Here is a 17897-nt window from a genome sequence, read left to right on the forward strand (position 1 = left end):
GGTGTAGACCCGAAACCGGGTGATCTAGCCATGGGCAGGTTGAAGGTTGAGTAACATCAACTGGAGGACCGAACCCACTAACGTTGCAAAGTTAGGGGATGACCTGTGGCTGGGGGTGAAAGGCCAATCAAACTCGGAGATAGCTGGTTCTCCCCGAAAGCTATTTAGGTAGCGCCTCGGACGAATACTACTGGGGGTAGAGCACTGTTTGGGCTAGGGGGTCATCCCGACTTACCAACCCCATGCAAACTCCGAATACCAGTAAGTAATATCCGGGAGACACACGGCGGGTGCTAACGTCCGTCGTGAAGAGGGAAACAACCCAGACCGCCGGCTAAGGTCCCAAAGTTCTGGTTAAGTGGGAAACGATGTGGGAAGGCTCAGACAGCTAGGATGTTGGCTTAGAAGCAGCCATCATTTAAAGAAAGCGTAATAGCTCACTAGTCGAGTCGGCCTGCGCGGAAGATGTAACGGGGCTCAAACCAGGCACCGAAGCCGCGGATTCACACTAAGTGTGAGTGGTAGGGGAGCGTTCTGTAAGTCTGCGAAGGTGTATCGAGAGGTATGCTGGAGATATCAGAAGTGCGAATGCTGACGTAAGTAACGATAAAGGGGGTGAAAAGCCTCCTCGCCGGAAGACCAAGGGTTCCTGTCCAACGTTAATCGGGGCAGGGTGAGTCGACCCCTAAGGCGAGGCCGAAAGGCGTAGTCGATGGGAAGCAGGTTAATATTCCTGCACGACTTGTAATTGCGATGGGGGGACGGAGAAGGCTAGGTGGGCCAGGCGACGGTTGTCCTGGTGAAAGTGCGTAGGTGGTGTTTCTAGGCAAATCCGGAGACACAACACTGAGACACGAGACGAACGCACTACGGTGCGGAAGCCATTGATGCCCTGCTTCCAGGAAAAGCCTCTAAGCTTCAGATTACAAGTCATCGTACCCCAAACCGACACAGGTGGTCGGGTAGAGAATACCAAGGCGCTTGAGAGAACTCGGGTGAAGGAACTAGGCAAAATAGAACCGTAACTTCGGGAGAAGGTTCGCTCTTGATGGTGAAGTCCCTTGCGGATGGAGCTGTCGGGAGTCGCAGTGACCAGATGGCTGGGACTGTTTATCAAAAACACAGCACTCTGCAAACACGAAAGTGGACGTATAGGGTGTGACACCTGCCCGGTGCCGGAAGGTTAATTGATGGGGTTAGCGCAAGCGAAGCTCTTGATCGAAGCCCCGGTAAACGGCGGCCGTAACTATAACGGTCCTAAGGTAGCGAAATTCCTTGTCGGGTAAGTTCCGACCTGCACGAATGGTGTAACCATGGCCATGCTGTCTCCACCCGAGACTCAGTGAAATCGAATTCGCCGTGAAGATGCGGTGTACCCGCGGCTAGACGGAAAGACCCCGTGAACCTTTACTACAGCTTGGCACTGAACATTGAACCTACATGTGTAGGATAGGTGGGAGGCTTTGAAGGCGTGACGCCAGTTGCGCTGGAGCCGTCCTTGAAATACCACCCTTGTATGTTTGATGTTCTAACGCAGGCCCGTGAATCCGGGTCGCGGACAGTGCCTGGTGGGTAGTTTGACTGGGGCGGTCTCCTCCCAAAGAGTAACGGAGGAGCACGAAGGTTGGCTAATCCTGGTCGGACATCAGGAGGTTAGTGCAATGGCATAAGCCAGCTTAACTGCGAGACGGACAGGTCGAGCAGGTACGAAAGTAGGTCATAGTGATCCGGTGGTTCTGAATGGAAGGGCCATCGCTCAACGGATAAAAGGTACTCCGGGGATAACAGGCTGATACCGCCCAAGAGTTCATATCGACGGCGGTGTTTGGCACCTCGATGTCGGCTCATCACATCCTGGGGCTGAAGTCGGTCCCAAGGGTATGGCTGTTCGCCATTTAAAGTGGTACGCGAGCTGGGTTCAGAACGTCGTGAGACAGTTCGGTCCCTATCTGCCGTGGGCGTTGGATGATTGAAGGGAGTTGCTCCTAGTACGAGAGGACCGGAGTGAACGAACCTCTGGTGTTCGGGTTGTCACGCCAGTGGCACTGCCCGGTAGCTAAGTTCGGAATCGATAACCGCTGAAAGCATCTAAGCGGGAAGCGAGCCCTGAGATGAGTCATCCCTGACCCCTTGAGGGTCCTAAAGGGCCGTTGGAGACCACAACGTTGATAGGTGGGGTGTGTAAGCGCGGTGACGTGTTGAGCTAACCCATACTAATTACCCGTGAGGCTTAACCATACAACACCCAAGAAGTGTTTCGAGCCTTGTGACAAATACGAAACTACTTATGTCAGCTTTCTCAGATTGAAGAATTTGCCTGGCGGCCATAGCGCCGTGGAACCACCTGATCCCATGCCGAACTCAGAAGTGAAACGCGGTAGCGCCGATGGTAGTGTGGCATTCGCCATGCGAGAGTAGGACACTGCCAGGCACCCAATACAAGAAACCCCGCTCATCTGAGCGGGGTTTTTTATTGCCTGAAATTCAGCCTTTTTCTCTCTGAACCCCGTTTATCTGTTCGCGCAAGATTATCTTTCCTGACCCCATTTCCTATATGCTCTGCTTCTTGCCTGGCTGATATTTGTCCATCAATTCAATTGCTGCACAGAAAAAGCACAGAATGTGATGCCTCTACCTTTCTTGTGATGCCCGCTCTGCTTTAATTCGTCTGCCCACGTTCGATGGGCCAAGGAATCACAATAATCTGAGGAATGGACACATGTTCAAAAGAACAGTAACGATGATGCTGGCGGCGGGAACCCTGGTATTAGGCGGTTGCGCATCTCACGGTGGCGCTGAACAAGCGGCTGCGGACAACAGCGATTTCGGTGGCAAGTCCATCTACCTGCGTGGGGAGATGAACGACTGGATGGCAACCGACGCGAGCAAGGTGGTCAAGGTGGCCGACAAGCTCTACATGGCCAAGGGAACGCTCAAGAAAGAGTGGGCTCCCTACAAGTTCAAGTTCGCCGATTCTGGCTGGAGCTGTGGCACCAACTTCGGCTACAAGAGCCCGAGTGACGGCGTTGCCGTGCTGGGTGGCGAAGCCGTACCGGTCAACCCCTGCTCCAAGTATGAAGATATGAAGTTCTCTCCGGATGCGGATGGTGTCTATGAGTTCTATCTGAACATGGCGGGCGACACCCCGACCGTGTACGTCAAGAAACCCTGATCTGGACCGGGAAGCACGTTTCCCGGGCGATGAATCGGTCAATGCCCCGGCCCAGCACACCGCTGGCCGGGGTGTTTTTTTTAGGATGAGACAGGCTCTCTCGTCATTTAAATACTACATATAGTGTTTTTATTTTGTTTGTTTACTATTGGTTGTGTTTGTTGCTACTGTCGTGACGTTGTTCCATTCACATGAGGTTGATTGAACATGGCTAAATCCAACCCGGTGCAGGAGAGTGAGAGCGCCTCTCGCCTGATCCCCCTGCAGGACACATCCTTCGAGATCTGGGATAGCAAGTATCGTCTCAAGAGCAAGGATGGCGTCCCCATTGATGGCACGATCGATGAAACCTACCAGCGGGTCGCTCGTGCCCTGGCTGGCCAGGAGTCGCAGCCAGACGTCTGGTATGAGCCCTTCCTGTGGGCACTGCGCAACGGTGCCATCCCGGCGGGCCGCATCACGTCCAATGCGGGAGCCTTCGAGCACAAGCCGGCGACCTCGACCATCAACTGCACCGTCTCCGGCACCATCGAGGATTCGATGGACGATATCCTCGGCAAGGTGCACGAAGCGGGGCTGACCCTGAAAGCCGGTTGTGGCATCGGCTATGATTTTTCAACCCTGCGCCCGCGCGGAGCTTTTGTCTCCGGTGCCGGGGCCTATACCTCGGGCCCGCTCTCCTTCATGGATATCTACGACAAAATGTGTTTCACCGTCTCGTCCGCCGGTGGTCGTCGCGGCGCCCAGATGGGCACCATGGATATCCGTCACCCCGATGTTGTCGAGTTTATCCAGGCCAAGCGGGAGGATGGCCGTCTGCGTCAGTTCAACCTCTCCCTGCTCATCACCGAAGAGTTCGTCAAGGCGGTGAAAGAGGATGCCCCCTGGCAGCTTATCTTCCCCTACACCGCCAGGGAGGTGGAGCAGGACGGCATAACGCTGGACGATCCGACTCAGGTGTTTTGGGCCGATTGGCCGAACAGGGAAGGGGTGGTGTTCAACGAGCTGGGGCAAGTTGCCTGCAAGGTCTACAAGACCCTGCCTGCCCGCAAGCTGTGGAACGTCATCATGACTTCGACCTATGACTACGCGGAGCCCGGCTTCATCCTGATCGACAAGGTCAATCAGATGAACAACAACTGGTTCTGCGAGGAGATCCGCGCCACCAACCCCTGCGGTGAGCAGCCTCTGCCCCCCTATGGTGCCTGCCTGCTGGGGTCCGTCAACCTGACCCGGTTCGTGCGCGATCCTTTCACCGAACAGGCCGCCTTCGACTGGTCCGCCTTTCGCAAGGTGGTGGCCATCTTCACCCGCATGCTGGACAACGTGGTGGAGATCAACCAGCTGCCGCTTGCCAGGCAGCGTGAGGAGATCATCAGCAAACGCCGTCATGGCATGGGCTTCCTTGGCCTCGGCTCGGCCCTCACCATGCTGCGGATAAAATACGGTTCTGCCGCCGCCGTCGCCTTTACCGAGCAGGTATCTCAGGAGCTTGCCCTGACCGGCTGGCGCGAGTCCCTGGCCTTGGCGAAGGAGAAAGGCCCGGCCCCCATCATGGAGCAGGAGTTCGAGGTGACCGGCAAGCTGCTGCGGCTGCGCCCAGAGATGGCGGCTGACGGTATCAAGCTCGGTGACAAGGTGAAGGGCAAGGTGCTGCACGCCCGTTACAGCCGCTACATGCAACAGGTGGCCGAGGTGGATCCCGCTCTGGTTGCCGAGCTGGCCGAGGTGGGGGGGCGTTTCACTCACCACAGCAGCATTGCACCGACCGGCACCATTTCGCTATCGCTGGCCAACAACGCCAGCAACGGCATCGAACCGAGCTTTGCCCATCACTACAGTCGCAACGTCATCAAGCCGGGCAAGAAGAGCAAGGAGAGCGTGGATGTCTACTCCTATGAGCTGCTGGCCTACCGCGAGCTGGTCAATCCGGCTGCCATGCCTTATGCCGAGGATGAGGCGACCCGGTTGCCGGATTACTTCATCACCGCCGACGACATCAGCCCGGCCCAGCACGTAGACATTCAGGCGGCGGCCCAGCGCTGGATCGACTCCTCCATTTCCAAGACGGCCAACGTGCCGACCGACTTTCCGTTCGAGCAGTTCAAGGACATCTACCTCTATGCGTCGGATTCGGGGCTCAAGGGCTGCACCACCTTCCGGTTCAACCCGGCAGCCTTCCAGGGGGTGCTGGTGAAGGAGCAGGATCTGGAGAACACCCTGTACGAGTTCACCCTGGAGGATGGCTCGGTCGTCACGGCGAAAGGGAACGAAGAGATCGAATACGATGGCGAGCTGCATACCGCTGCCAACCTCTATGATGCCTTGAAAGAAGGCTATTACGGTAAATTCTGAGGACGAGCGCATGGTCAAGAAAATCGACAGGAAAATCGTCGCCTACCAGGTGAAAACCCGGGATGAACCGCAGCAACCCCCTGTGCAGGATGACGTGGTTCACATGCACGAGACGGTGTTGAGGCCGGAGCGGTTGATGGGCACCACCTACAAGCTGAAGACGCCGGAGCATGTCTCCGAACACTCGCTGTTCATCACTATCAACGACATCATTCTCAACGAGGGTACTGTTCACGAAACCCGCCGCCCGTTCGAGATTTTCATTAACTCAAAGAGCCTGGAACACTACCAGTGGATCGTTGCGCTGACCCGCATTATCTCCGCCGTATTCCGTAAAGGTGGGGATGTCACCTTTCTGGTGGAGGAGCTGCGCTCGGTGTTTGATCCCAAGGGCGGATACTGGAACAAGGGCAAGTACGTTCCATCGCTGATCGCCGAAATTGGCAACGTGATCGAGAGCCATCTCACCGAGATCGGCATGCTCAAGGCGCCGGGGCTGGACGAGCATCAGCAGGCGTTTCTGGCCGAGAAACAGGCTGAATTGAAAGCTGCTCAGGAGGCCGAAGAGCAACAGGCTGGCAGCGGTTTCCCGGCCAATGCGGCGCTCTGCTACAAGTGTCATACCAAGGCGCTGGTGCTTAAGGATGGCTGCATGACTTGCCTCAATTGTGGCGACTCCAAATGTGGTTAATCCGCTAGATAAATAAAAAGACCGGCCCGATGGCCGGTCTTTTTTATTGCTGCTTTTCTGTTCGAACGATTCTGGTGCTGCAAGTCATTTGTTGCGTGATGGTAAAATCGGGCGTAGCGTTGAAGGTAATAAAACTGTCACGGCCGTGTGGTTTCAATGACATCCGAGATTCACACACGTGGCCCTTCAGTGCCAAGGAGGATGCTTATGGACAATACGGACCGAAAGCTGTTTATCCTGGATACCAACGTTCTGCTTCACGAACCCCTCGCTATCTACTCCTTCAAAGAGCACGATGTGCTCATCCCCATGACGGTGCTGGAAGAGCTCGATAACATCAAGGATCGTCACAAGGATGTCAGCCGCGACGCGCGGGTAGCCATCCGTGCGCTGGAAGATGTGTTCCGCGATGCGACTCCGGAGCAGATTGCGCAAGGAGTACCGCTGGCCGGCGAGGCGAGCGGCCATATCTGCATCTTCAGCGATCACCATCTGCCGCAGGATGCCGAGGTGTTCACCGACAAGGAGGCCGACAACCGCATCATCAACGCGGCCCTCTATCTGCAAAAGCATGAGTTGAAGCGTCAGGTGGTGCTGGTCACCAAAGATATCAACATGCGCCTCAAGGCCAAGGGGGCCGGACTTGCCCACGTCGAGGATTATCGCAGCGACCAGCTGATCGATGATATCCGCCTGCTGGCCAAGGGCTTTCAGGTGGTGCCCGGCAGCTTCTGGGAGCGCGTCGGCGAGTGCGAGAGCGAGACCCACGGCCGCGACACAATCCATGTGATCGATGCCAACCTGCTGGAGGGGGTTCACGTAAACCAGTATCTGGTGGATGAAGAGAATTTCTTTGCTGCCCGGGTGCTCAGTCACGATGGCCAGAAGATCCGCATCAAGGATCTGGGCCGCGAGCGACTGATGTCCCGCAAGGCGTGGGGTGTCCATCCCAAGAACGTCTATCAGGGGATGGCGCTGGATGCACTGCTGGATCCGCACATCGATCTGGTGATCCTGACTGGCCCGGCCGGTTGCGGCAAAACCTTGCTGGCCATGGCTGCTGCGCTGGAGCTGGTGATCGAGAAGGGGATCTACGAGAAGGTGATCGTCACTCGAAATACCCCGGAAATTGCCGAAAGCATCGGCTTCCTGCCCGGTACCGAGGAGGAGAAGATGATGCCTTGGCTGGCGGCGGTAACCGACACCCTGGAGGTGCTGCACAAGCAGGACGAGAACATGAGCGGGTCCCTCAGCTACATCATGGAGAAGGCCAACATCCAGTTCAAATCGGTCAACTTCATGCGCGGGCGCAGCATCCAGAACACCTTCGTGCTGCTGGACGAGTGCCAGAACCTGACCGCGTCCCAGATCAAGACCATCATCACCCGCTGCGGCGAGGGCACCAAGATCGTCTGCTCCGGCAACTTGGCCCAGATCGACTCCAACTACCTGAGCCCGGTGACGTCGGGGCTAACCTACATCGTCGAGCGTTTCAAAGACTTCGACGGCAGTGCCAACATCTTCCTGAACGGGGTGGTGCGCAGCAAGCTCGCCTCCTTCGCCGAGGAAAATCTCTGATTTGACTGACTATCTTCGTATGAAAAAGGGAAGCCAAGCGGCTTCCCTTTTTTGATCCCGTCGCCGGTCATGGTTCCTGCGTGCGGCCAAGGTAGCGCAGCAGACCGGGGTGGTCGCTATTGTGCAGAATGTCCGGCGTACCCTGCAGGGCGATGCGCCCCTCGTCGACGAACAGGACTTGATCGGCAATGAGCTGGGCATCCTCCGGGTTGTGAGACACCATCAGCACGGTAATGCCCTGCTCGCAGGCAAGCCTCGCCACTTCCGCCAGCATCTCCCGGCGTAGGGCCGGATCGAGCGCCGAGAAGGGTTCATCCAGCAGCAGCAGCGGTTTGCCCCGCACCAGGGCGCGGGCCAGCCCGACCCGCTGTTGCTGGCCGCCGGAGAGCTGTTCCGGCAGCCGGGTGAGCATCTCGCCAAGGCCGACCCGGCTCGCGGCATCTTTCACCTGAGCCCGTTGGGCTGCGTTCAGGCGCAGGCCGGGGTGCAGGCCGATGGCGATGTTGTCGAACACCGACAGATGCAGGAACAGGTTGTGATCCTGAAACAAGGTGGTGACCGGTCGCGCGGCCGGGCCCAGCGGCAGCAGATCCTCGCCATCGAAGTCGAGGGTGCCGGACTCTACCGGCACGAAACCGGCGATCATGCCGAGCAGGGTCGACTTGCCAGCACCGCTCGGACCAATCAGCGCGGTGATCTCCCCCTTGGGCAGGGTGGCGCTGAAGCTGACGCGCCAGTCCGGGTAGCTGGTGACCAGCTGATCAATATTCAGCATGTTTTCTTCTCCAAGGGCTTGGCCGAATAAACGGTAGGGGCGTGGCTTCAATGCTCTGCATGCTTGCCTCCCAGGCCACGTTCAATCAGCCAGAACAGGGAGAAACAGAGCAGCAGCAGCAGCAGGGCGGTAGCAGCCGCCTCGGTCAACCGATAGCTGCCAAGCTGCTGATAGAGTAGCCAAGGCAGGGTGGTGAGCTCCTGGCTGCCGAACATGGCGATGGCACCGAGATCCCCGAGCGACAATATCATGGCCAGCGCCGCCGCCTGGCCCAGCGGACGGCGCAGCAGGGGCCACTCAACCAGCCGCAGGCGATGCAGGCCGCGTACTCCCAGGCTGTCGGCCAGCCGGTCGTATTGGCGCACCACCAATTGCATAGGAGCGGAGAGGGTACGCAGCACATAGGGCAGCGCCATCAGGGCATTGACCAGCACCACCAGCCAGGGACCGAGGGCGAACACGTCGGCGAACGGCATGAACAGGATGAACAGGCCGGTGGAGAGCACTACCGCCGGGATCATCAGGATCACCGAGCCGCTGGTCTCCCACAGGGCGGCGGCTCGCCGCTTGCGGGCCCGCACGCGCAGGTGGCGGCTGGTGAGCAGCAGCGCACTGCCGAGCAGTGTGGCCAGGCTGCCCGCCGCCAGCGCGATCAGCAGCGACTGGCCGCTGGCCAGCCACAACTTGCTTGAGGTCAGTGCATCTGGCAGGCCGGGGTTGAGGCCGGCTACCACGATCGCCAGCAAGGGGGGCAGGAATACCGCCAGCCCGATACTGAGGGCGAGGGCGTCCACCAGACCGGTTCCCGGCTGATGGCGGTCCGGGCGCAGACAGGGGCGATGAGAAGTGATCCGGCTGGCCGGGCTGCTCTGCAGCTTGTGCTGCAGCATCAGCAGGGCGGCGGTCAGGATGAGCTGCACCAGTGCCAGTCCGCCGGCGGTGGCGAGATCGAAGTCAAAGCGCAGCGCCTGATAGACGGCTACCTCCAGTGTGGTGGATTTGGGGCCGCCCCCGAGCGCCAGCACGGTGGCGAAGCTGGTGAAGCAGAGCATGAAGATGAGGTTGGCCAAGCCTGGCAACTGGGCCCGGATCAGCGGCCACTCCAGCAGCCGGAAGATGTGGGAGGAGCGCATGCCGAGTTGGCTGGCGAGGCGCCAGGAGGACTCGGGGATGCCCTCTAGGCTCTGCAGCAACAGGCGCGCCGCCAGCGGCATGTTGAAGAAGATGTGGGCCAGCAGGATACCGAACAGACCATAAAGATAATTGCCAGGGGCAAGCCCCAGCCCGTGCAGCAGTTGTGGCAACCAACCCTGTTTGCCGTGTACCGCGACGATGCCGAAGACGGCAATGATGACCGGCAATACCAGCGAAAGGCCGAACAGCTTGATGAGCAGGGTGCGACCCGGAAAGCGGCGCCGCGCCAGGGCGCGGGCCACCGGAATGGCCAGCCCCAGGCTCAGCAGGGTGGAGAGCAGCGCCTGCCAGAGGCTGAAGCCCAGCACGTGGCGCAGGTAGGGGTCGGCCAGCAGGGTACGGGGCGCCAGCGCCCCGGCCTGCCACAACAGGGCCGCCAGCGGCCCCAAGGAGAGCAGCAGGATGATCAGGGTGGCAGCACTGCCCGGCAGCCACCAGAGGGGACGAGCCAGCGCTCTGGCGAAGATACTGCTCACTGGGTGACGGCTTGCAGCCACTCGCGGATCCAGTTCTTGCGATTGGCGGCCACCTCGTCGCTGCTGAAGGCAAGCGGCTTGGCTACGGTGATCATCTGCTCGAAGCCCTTGGGCAGCGGCGTGTCGATCACCGGATACATCCAGTTGCCGGTGGCCATCTCGTTCTGGAAGGCGGGGCTTGTCATGAACTGCAGGAACTTATCCGCCAGCTTGCCCTGGGTGGCGCTGCTGAGCTTGGCGGCGACTTCCACCTGGCGGTAATGACCCTCCTCAAACGCCGCAGCCTGATACTGCGGCTTGTTTTCGGCAATCAGGTGATAGGCCGGGGAGCTGGTGTAGGAGAGCACCATGTCCGCCTCGCCGTCGAGGAACATGCCGTAGGCCTCGGACCAGCCCTTGGTGACGGTGACCGTCTTCTTGGCCAGCTGTGCCCAGGCGGCTGGTGCCTCATCCCCGTAGACCGACTTCATCCACAGCATCAGCCCCTGACCCGGGGTGGAGGTGCGCGGATCCTGATAGATCACCTTGAGGTCCGGGCGCTCTACCAGCTCTTTGAGGCTCTTGGGCGGGTTCTTGAGCTTGCTCTGGTCGTAGACGAAGGCGAAGTAGCCGTAGTCGTAGGGGACGAAAGTATCGTCCTGCCAGCCGCCCGGCACTTTGACTCCGTCCAGCTTGCTGCCGTGGGGGGCAAACAGGCCGCTCTGTTTGGCTTCGCTGACGAGTGCATCGTCCAGCCCCAGCACCAGATCGGCCTTGCTGTGCTTGCCCTCCAGCCGCAGCCGGTTGAGGATGGCCACGCCATCTTCAAGCGGCACTAGTTTGAGGGTGCAGCCGCACTCCTTCTCGAAGGCCTGCTTGATCTTGGGACCGGGTCCCCATTCGGCGGTGAAGGAGTTGTAGGTGTAGACGGTGAGGGTCTCGGCCGCGAAGGCCTGGGCACTGAGCAGGCTGGCGGCGACCAGCAACAGGGTTTTCATGAGTGGCACTCCCTTAGCAATGAGGTGCCAGCGGATGAGGGCGCAAAAAATGAGCGCCATGCCTCAAATTCCTCCGCCAGCATTATCTGGATCAGGTTCACGGGTATAATCTCAGCGGTAAACCGCACCCCGTTTGAGAAACGAACCGCATTGTATTAACGTTCTTGGGGGGAGGCCAGCACAATTGTTCCTGCGGGCCAGCAAGACGGCGTCAGACAACAGAGGATGTTCGCGTGATCACCAGCACCAAGGAAAGACGCGCCTTCCAGCGCATGATAATCAATGCCCCCGTCACCATCTTTCAGCAACAGCAGGTACTGGAAGGGGTCTGCCGGGATCTCAGCGCCAACGGCATGGGGATTGCCGTCGCCGAGCATCAGCTCGATGTGAGCCAACCCATCCGGGTGAGCCTAGCCACCAACAACAACCTGCTGCCCCCCTTCGAGGCGCAGGCCCGCATCATCCGGGTGCTGGAAGAAGAGGATGGACTGCTGCTGGCCATCGAGTTCCAGGCCCTCGCCTGAGCGGCCGTCACCCCTTCGTCATGCATCGACCAGCCCCGCGCTGGTCGATTTCATTCTGGCGTGCTCCCTCATGTTTACGACGGCTCCGGCGAGCAGCGCTACTTGTCCGCGCGAACCGGCTGCACGCTCAGCTGCTTGCTGTCGATGAGGGTCTTGCTGGTGGGGGCCAGTTGGCCCATCGCCAGCTGGGCCGGGCCGGTGGGCTCCATCAGCAGATAGGTTTCCCCTTCCCGGTTCAGGGTGGCCTCACCCGGCTTTGCTGGCAGCGCCACTCCCAGCAGGGCATGGCCCGGTACGAACACCATGGCCTGTTTCAATTCGGGAAAGAGCTGGGCCAGCATGGCGGCCATCAGGGTCACCTTGCTGTCGCAGTCGCCCTGGTTCTGCTCCAGCACCTGGCGCGGGGTTAAAAAGCCCTTCCCCTGGCGCCCCGACTGGCTGTCGAGCAGCTGATAGGGGATGGATTGCACGAAGTCGAGCATATGGGCTACCGTCTTCAGGCGGGCTTCGGTCTCGGTGCTGCCCTGCTGCTTGAGCTGCTCGGCCAGCGGCGCCAGTTCGCTGCGACTCTCCAGCGCGATGCGAACATGGTCCTGCTTGATGGCGGCAGCGCCGTCGGGAGCGGTGAAGGGCTGGAAATAGTGCTGCTTGAGCCACTCGGACTCCAGCTTGTCCCGTTGCTGGGTAAGCCAGCCCATGGCCTTGTTGACCTGCTCGGGCTGGCGTCCCTTGATCTTGAGCTCCATCTGGGGGCGAGAGAGGGAGAACTGCACGGTGGGGAACTCGGCCATCCCCTGTTGCAGCAGGCTCTGTAGCACGTCCTCCTGCATGCGGGCCGGCCGATAGGCGATGAGTGGCGGCAGCTTGCCCGCCTCCAGCCGATAGGTGAGCTGCTGCGTCTTGCCGTCCTTGTCCTGCCAGCCGACGTTGAGCTGACCGCCGCTGCTGTTGAAATAGGTCTGCCCGGCGCAGACCGGCAGCGCCAGCCAGAGGCCACAGAGCAGGGGGAGGGCGATCGTCATCTTCATTCAGGTGTCCCGTCGGGCATGCAGAAGTGGCCGGCCATACGTGCAGTCTGGCCTGACAATAAAACAGGGAGCCTCGGCTCCCTGTTGATTCTACTCGTTTTATGGCACCTGATGGGTCAAATCCAGCTCGGCTGCTTCGCCTCGAAGGCGCTGATGGCGGCTTCGTGTTGCAGGGTCAGGCCGATGGCGTCCAGCCCGTTGAGCAGGCAGTAGCGGCGGAACTCGTCGATCTCGAAACAGAAACTGAGCTCACCGGCGCGCACCTGATTGACTTCCAGATCCACTTCAATCTGGATGCCAGGTTTGGCGGCAACCAGCTGGAACAGTGCGTCGACCTCCTCTTCCTTCAGGCGCACCGGTACCATGCCATTGTTGATGGCGTTGCCGTAGAAGATGTCGGCAAAGCTCGGGGCAATGATGGTCTTGAAGCCGTAGTCGGCCAGCGCCCAGGGGGCGTGCTCGCGGCTCGAGCCACAGCCGAAGTTCTCGCGGGCCAGCAGGATGCTGGCACCGGCGAATTGCTGCTGGTTGAGCACGAACTCGGGGTTGGGCTGCTGACCGGCATCGTCGAGGAAGCGCCAGTCGTGGAACAGGTGCTTGCCAAAACCGATGCGGTTGACCTTCTGCAGAAACTGCTTGGGAATGATGGCGTCGGTGTCGACGTTGGCGCTGTCGAGGGGGACGACGATCCCTTTATGCTGTTTGAAACCTGTCATGTACGTTCCCTCTTACAGTGCACGAATGTCGGCGAAGCGGCCGGTGACGGCGGCAGCGGCGGCCATGGCCGGGCTGACCAGATGGGTGCGGCCGGCGCGGCCCTGGCGTCCTTCGAAGTTGCGGTTGCTGGTGGAGGCGCAGCGCTCCCCCGGTTGCAGCCGGTCGTTGTTCATGGCCAGACACATGGAGCAGCCGGGCAGGCGCCACTCAAAGCCAGCCTCGATGAAGATCTTGTCCAGCCCCTCGGCCTCGGCCTGCGCCTTCACCTGTTCGGAGCCCGGCACTACCAGCGCCTGCACCCCGGCCGCGACCTTGCGACCGCGGGCGATGACGGCGGCGGCGCGCAGATCCTCGATGCGGCTGTTGGTGCAGGATCCGATGAACACCTTGTCGATGGCGACATCGGAGAGCTTCTGACCCGGCTGCAGGTCCATGTAGGCGAGCGCCTTGCGGGCTGACTGTTGCTCCATCAGATCGCTGAAGGATTCCGGTGCCGGAATCGGCTCATTGACGGCAATCACCTGACCCGGGTTGGTGCCCCAGGTGACCTGCGGCGCGATGTCTGCGGCGTCCAGCACCACTTCGGCATCGAAGCGGGCACCTTCATCGCTCTTGAGGCTCTGCCAGTAGGCGATGGCTTGTTCCAGCGCCTCGCCCTTGGGGGCAAACTCCTTGCCACGGATGTAGTCGATGGTGGTCTGGTCGGGGGCGATCATGCCGGCCTTGGCGCCGAGCTCGATGGCCATGTTGCACACCGTCATCCGCCCTTCCATGGAGAGGCTCGCAATGGCCTCACCAGCAAACTCCACCACGTAGCCGGTACCACCGGCGTGGCCGACCCGGCCTATGATGGCCAGCACCACGTCCTTGGCGCTGATACCCTCGGCCAGCTTGCCATTGACCGAAATGCGCATGGTCTTGGCGCGGCCCTGTTTCAGGGTCTGGGTCGCCATCACATGTTCCACTTCGGAAGTGCCGATGCCGAACGCCAGCGAGCCGAAGGCGCCATGGGTGGCGGTGTGGGAGTCGCCGCAGACGATGGTGGTGCCGGGCAGGGTAATGCCGAGCTCGGGGCCCATCACATGGACGATCCCCTGATATTTGTGGTTGAGATCGTAGAGACGAACCCCGAACTCCTTGCAGTTGGTGGCCAGCGTTTCCATCTGGATGCGGGCCATCTCACCGGAGGCGGCGATGTCCTTGGTGGTGGTGGAGACGTTGTGATCCATGGTGGCCCAGGTCAGGTCCGGGCGGCGCAGCTGGCGGTTCATGGCGCGCAGGCCGTCGAATGCCTGCGGGCTGGTCACTTCATGCACCAGATGGCGGTCGATGTAGATGAGGGGGGTTTCCCCCTCCACTTCTCGGACCACGTGGGCGTCGAATACTTTCTGATAGAGGGTCTTGGCCATTGCTCGGTTTCCTTGTTATCGATGCCGTGGGGTCAGATGCGCGCGGCGATCTGGCTACCCATCTCGGCCGTGCTCTGCACCGGGTGACGGGCGCTGGCCTGATGCAGGTCGGCGGTGAAATAGCCTTCTGCCAGGGTCTGGGCCACGGCCTGCTCGATGGCCTGGGCGGCGGCTTCCTGGCCCAGGCTATAGCGCAGCATCAGGGCGGCGGAGAGGATCTGGGCGATGGGGTTGGCAATGCCCTTGCCGGCGATGTCCGGCGCCGAGCCACCGGCCGGCTCGAACAGACCGAAGCCCGATTCGTTGAGGCTGGCGGAGGGGAGCAGCCCCATGGAGCCGGTGATCATGGCGCACTCGTCGGAGAGGATGTCACCGAACAGATTGGAGCAGAGCAGCACGTCGAACTGGGACGGATCCTTGATGAGCTGCATGGTGGCGTTGTCGATGTACATGTGATTCAGCACCACGTCCGGATAGGACTTGGCGACTTCGGTCACCACTTCGCGCCACAAAATGGAGGAGGCGAGCACGTTGGCCTTGTCGATGGAGGTGACCTTGGCCTTGCGCACCCGGGCCGACTCGAAGGCGATCTTGGCGATGCGCTCGATCTCGAAGCGATGGTACACCTCGGTGTCGAACGCCTTCTCGGTGGGGCCTTCCCCTTCACGCCCCTTGGGCTGACCGAAGTAGATGCCACCGGTCAGCTCGCGCACGCAGGCAATGTCAAAACCGCGATCCGAGATGTCGGCACGCAGCGGTGAGAACTGCTCCAGACCGGTGTAGATGCGGGCCGGACGCAGGTTGCAGAACAGCTTGAAGTGGGCGCGCAGGGGCAGCAGGGCGCCGCGTTCCGGCTGATCGTTGGGGGGCAGGTGCTCCCACTTGGGGCCGCCCACCGAGCCGAACAGCACCGCATCGGCCGCTTCACAGCCTGCAATGGTGCTCTGGGGCAGCGGGGTGCCGTGGTTGTCGATGGCGATACCGCCCACGTCATGGCGCTCGTAGTCGAGGGCGAAGCCGAATTTGGCCTGCACCTTTTCCAGCACCTTGACGGCTTCGGCCATCACTTCCGGGCCAATGCCGTCACCCGGCAATACTGCGATCCGATAACTGCTCATACTCACACGCTCTCCGTATTGATCTTGTCTGTTTTTGCGACGTTGCGTTCCATCTGTTCGGCCACCTGATCGGCACGCCAGATGCTGTTGATCACGTGGATCAACGCCTGGGCGGAAGACTCTATGATGTCGGTGGCCAGGCCCATGCCATGGAATTTTCGGCCCTTGTACTGTGCGACTATGTCTACCTGGCCGAGGGCGTTCTTGCCTTCCCCCTTGCCCTTGAGTTCGTACTTGTCGATGCTGATTTCGTAGCCTGTGATGCGGTTGATGCACTGGTAGACAGCGTCCACCGGGCCGTTGCCGGTGGCGGCTTCGCTGACGATCTCCTGGCCCACCTTCAATTTCACCGAGGCGGTGGCCATCACCGAGCTGCCGCTCTGCACGCCGAGGTACTCCAGCTTGAAGTGCTCCGGCTCTTCGTGGATCTGGCTGAAGAAGGCGAGGGCCTCCAGATCGTAATCGAACACCTGCCCCTTCTTGTCGGCCAGAGTGAGGAACTTGCCGTAGAGATCGTCGAGGTCGTAACTGCTCTCGGCGTAGCCCATGGACTCCATCCGGTGCTTGATGACGTGGCGGCCGGAGCGGGAGGTCATGTTGAGGTTGTTCTGAGTGAGGCCGATGCTCTCCGGGGTGATGATTTCGTAGGTGTTTTTCGCCTTGAGCACACCGTCCTGATGGATGCCGGAGCTGTGGGAGAAGGCGTTGGCCCCGACGATGGCCTTGTTGGGCTGCACCGGCATGTTGCAGAGCTGGCTGACCAGGGCGCTGGTGCGATGAATTTCGCTGTGGCGGATGTTGGTGTGCACCCCGAGCAGGTCGGCGCGGGTCTTCAGGATCATCGCCACCTCTTCCAGCGAGCAGTTGCCGGCCCGCTCGCCGATGCCGTTGATGGTGCACTCGATCTGGCGGGCCCCCATCTGCACGGCGCCGATGGAGTTGGCCACAGAGAGGCCCAGATCGTCGTGGCAGTGCACCGAGATGATGGCCTGATCGATGTTGGGTACCCGGTTGAACAGGGTCTGGATGATGCCGGAGAACTCGGTCGGTACCGTGTAGCCGACGGTATCGGGAATATTGATGGTGCGGGCACCGGCCTTGATGGCGGCCTCCACCATGCGGCACAGGTTGTCTATCGGGGTGCGGCCCGCATCCTCGCAGGAGAACTCCACGTCGTCGGTGTAACGGCGGGCATGCTTGATGGCGCTGACCCCCATCTCCAGCACGTCTTCGAAGCTCTTTTTCAGCTTGCTCTCGACGTGGATGGAGGAGGTGGAGATGAAGGTATGGATGCGAAAGGCTTCGGCGACCCGCAGTGCTTCGCCGGCGGCGTCGATGTCCTTGGGCAGGGCGCGGGCGAGGGCACAGACCCGGCTCTGCTTGATGTGGCGGGCGATGGTCTGCACCGATTGAAAGTCGCCGGGGGAGGAGACCGGGAACCCCACCTCCATGACGTCGACACCGAGCCGCTCCAGCGCCTGGGCGATCTGCAGCTTCTCCTTGACCGTCAAGCTGGCCGCCAGAGCCTGCTCACCATCGCGCAGGGTGGTGTCGAATATGATGACCCGATCTGACATGTGACTTCCCTCTTCCTAAGTTCGGTGACGTGCATCCTGCGTTGGCATAAAAAAACCCGTGCAGGGTGCACGGGTTTTTGTAAATTCCGGCTATGCCTGAGCCCGGCTACAAGGATCCCGCGCGACTGGTCGCGATTAGGGAGATTAGTAGTAGCGGAGCGGCAATACGCATGATGAATCAATCCTTCCAGTCGATAACGCTTTTACCAATATCGAGATTTTTATGCTGTGTCAACCGCGCAGACCCGGTTCATTTCGCTGGTTTATTTAATCGGATTGTAAAGGAGTGCAAATTTACTTGTCCCA

13 protein-coding genes, 2 rRNA genes and 1 riboswitch (1 of these 16 only partly in view) are annotated in these 17897 nt (G+C 60.2%); of the genes, 7 read left to right on the forward strand and 8 right to left on the reverse strand.

The window, feature by feature from the left end:
* From ACPDZI_RS04030 to ACPDZI_RS04055, 6 genes are all read left to right on the forward strand, one after another.
* Nucleotides 1-2238: ribosomal RNA gene (locus ACPDZI_RS04030) — 23S ribosomal RNA — on the forward strand; it begins 651 nt to the left of the window's first position.
* A gap of 78 nt (nt 2239-2316) precedes the next feature.
* Nucleotides 2317-2431: ribosomal RNA gene (gene rrf / locus ACPDZI_RS04035) — 5S ribosomal RNA — on the forward strand.
* A gap of 288 nt (nt 2432-2719) precedes the next feature.
* A complete protein-coding gene (locus ACPDZI_RS04040) occupies nt 2720-3172 on the forward strand; it encodes a pullulanase (protein ID WP_011704809.1) in 453 nt (150 codons plus the stop codon).
* 207 nt (nt 3173-3379) lie between these two features.
* On the forward strand, nt 3380-5527 hold the full coding sequence (locus ACPDZI_RS04045) for an adenosylcobalamin-dependent ribonucleoside-diphosphate reductase (protein ID WP_194759694.1): 2148 nt from the start codon (nt 3380-3382) through the stop codon (nt 5525-5527).
* Nucleotides 5528-5537: 10 nt separating this feature from the next.
* On the forward strand, nt 5538-6218 hold the full coding sequence (locus tag ACPDZI_RS04050) for an NrdJb (RefSeq protein WP_438834058.1): 681 nt from the start codon (nt 5538-5540) through the stop codon (nt 6216-6218).
* Nucleotides 6219-6425: 207 nt separating this feature from the next.
* The gene (locus tag ACPDZI_RS04055; protein ID WP_438834059.1) at nt 6426-7796 is read left to right on the forward strand and encodes a PhoH family protein; all 1371 of its coding nucleotides are present in this window, start codon (nt 6426-6428) and stop codon (nt 7794-7796) included.
* Between the two features lie 67 nt (nt 7797-7863).
* Here ACPDZI_RS04055 and thiQ read toward each other — a convergent pair whose 3' ends face one another.
* From thiQ to thiB, 3 genes are read right to left on the reverse strand one after another with little or no spacing between them, the layout of a single operon-like run.
* On the reverse strand, nt 7864-8571 hold the full coding sequence (gene thiQ, locus ACPDZI_RS04060) for a thiamine ABC transporter ATP-binding protein (protein WP_043125053.1): 708 nt from the start codon (nt 8569-8571) through the stop codon (nt 7864-7866).
* Between the two features lie 47 nt (nt 8572-8618).
* Entirely contained in the window at nt 8619-10241 is a 1623-nt protein-coding gene (gene thiP / locus ACPDZI_RS04065; protein ID WP_438834060.1) for a thiamine/thiamine pyrophosphate ABC transporter permease, read from the reverse strand.
* Entirely contained in the window at nt 10238-11218 is a 981-nt protein-coding gene (gene thiB, locus ACPDZI_RS04070) for a thiamine ABC transporter substrate binding subunit (RefSeq protein WP_438834061.1), read from the reverse strand. Before thiB ends, thiP begins: the two co-directional genes overlap by 4 nt.
* Nucleotides 11219-11269: 51 nt before the next feature.
* Nucleotides 11270-11360, reverse strand: a riboswitch (TPP riboswitch).
* 91 nt (nt 11361-11451) lie between these two features.
* Between thiB and ACPDZI_RS04075 the strand changes: the two genes are divergently transcribed.
* Nucleotides 11452-11742 carry a PilZ domain-containing protein gene (locus ACPDZI_RS04075; protein WP_017410271.1) on the forward strand — a complete coding sequence of 97 codons (291 nt, stop codon included), beginning with the start codon at nt 11452-11454 and terminating at the stop codon, nt 11740-11742.
* Nucleotides 11743-11840: 98 nt separating this feature from the next.
* On the opposite strand, the gene ACPDZI_RS04080 is transcribed toward ACPDZI_RS04075, so the two are convergent.
* From ACPDZI_RS04080 to leuA, 5 genes are all read right to left on the reverse strand, one after another.
* Nucleotides 11841-12770, reverse strand: coding sequence for a transglutaminase domain-containing protein (locus ACPDZI_RS04080; protein WP_438834062.1), 930 nt, complete (start codon nt 12768-12770; stop codon nt 11841-11843).
* A 116-nt stretch (nt 12771-12886) separates the two neighbouring features.
* The gene (gene leuD, locus ACPDZI_RS04085) at nt 12887-13486 is read right to left on the reverse strand and encodes a 3-isopropylmalate dehydratase small subunit (RefSeq protein WP_438834063.1); all 600 of its coding nucleotides are present in this window, start codon (nt 13484-13486) and stop codon (nt 12887-12889) included.
* A 12-nt stretch (nt 13487-13498) separates the two neighbouring features.
* Nucleotides 13499-14896 carry a 3-isopropylmalate dehydratase large subunit gene (gene leuC / locus ACPDZI_RS04090; protein ID WP_438834064.1) on the reverse strand — a complete coding sequence of 466 codons (1398 nt, stop codon included), beginning with the start codon at nt 14894-14896 and terminating at the stop codon, nt 13499-13501.
* Between the two features lie 32 nt (nt 14897-14928).
* Complete coding sequence (gene leuB, locus ACPDZI_RS04095; RefSeq protein ID WP_263675055.1) at nt 14929-16014, reverse strand: 3-isopropylmalate dehydrogenase; 1086 nt, start codon at nt 16012-16014, stop codon at nt 14929-14931.
* A 2-nt stretch (nt 16015-16016) separates the two neighbouring features.
* Nucleotides 16017-17591: a 2-isopropylmalate synthase gene (leuA, locus tag ACPDZI_RS04100; RefSeq protein ID WP_011704822.1), complete on the reverse strand. Its 1575-nt coding sequence runs from the start codon at nt 17589-17591 to the stop codon at nt 16017-16019.
* Nucleotides 17592-17897: the final 306 nt, after the last annotated feature.

Source organism: Aeromonas oralensis (assembly GCF_049665575.1).
Classification (GTDB): Bacteria; Pseudomonadota; Gammaproteobacteria; order Enterobacterales; family Aeromonadaceae; genus Aeromonas; species Aeromonas hydrophila.

What these genes read in the sequence shown, in the direction of transcription:
- ACPDZI_RS04040 (WP_011704809.1), top strand. Translation starts at nt 2,720, where the DNA reads ATGTTCAAAAGAACAGTAACGATGATGCTGGCGGCGGGAACCCTGGTA.
- ACPDZI_RS04045 (WP_194759694.1), top strand. Translation starts at nt 3,380, where the DNA reads ATGGCTAAATCCAACCCGGTGCAGGAGAGTGAGAGCGCCTCTCGCCTG.
- ACPDZI_RS04050 (WP_438834058.1), top strand. Translation starts at nt 5,538, where the DNA reads ATGGTCAAGAAAATCGACAGGAAAATCGTCGCCTACCAGGTGAAAACC.
- ACPDZI_RS04055 (WP_438834059.1), top strand. Translation starts at nt 6,426, where the DNA reads ATGGACAATACGGACCGAAAGCTGTTTATCCTGGATACCAACGTTCTG.
- thiQ (WP_043125053.1), bottom strand. Translation starts at nt 8,571, where the DNA reads ATGCTGAATATTGATCAGCTGGTCACCAGCTACCCGGACTGGCGCGTC.
- thiB (WP_438834061.1), bottom strand. Translation starts at nt 11,218, where the DNA reads ATGAAAACCCTGTTGCTGGTCGCCGCCAGCCTGCTCAGTGCCCAGGCC.
- ACPDZI_RS04080 (WP_438834062.1), bottom strand. Translation starts at nt 12,770, where the DNA reads ATGAAGATGACGATCGCCCTCCCCCTGCTCTGTGGCCTCTGGCTGGCG.
- leuD (WP_438834063.1), bottom strand. Translation starts at nt 13,486, where the DNA reads ATGACAGGTTTCAAACAGCATAAAGGGATCGTCGTCCCCCTCGACAGC.
- leuC (WP_438834064.1), bottom strand. Translation starts at nt 14,896, where the DNA reads ATGGCCAAGACCCTCTATCAGAAAGTATTCGACGCCCACGTGGTCCGA.
- leuB (WP_263675055.1), bottom strand. Translation starts at nt 16,014, where the DNA reads ATGAGCAGTTATCGGATCGCAGTATTGCCGGGTGACGGCATTGGCCCG.
- leuA (WP_011704822.1), bottom strand. Translation starts at nt 17,591, where the DNA reads ATGTCAGATCGGGTCATCATATTCGACACCACCCTGCGCGATGGTGAG.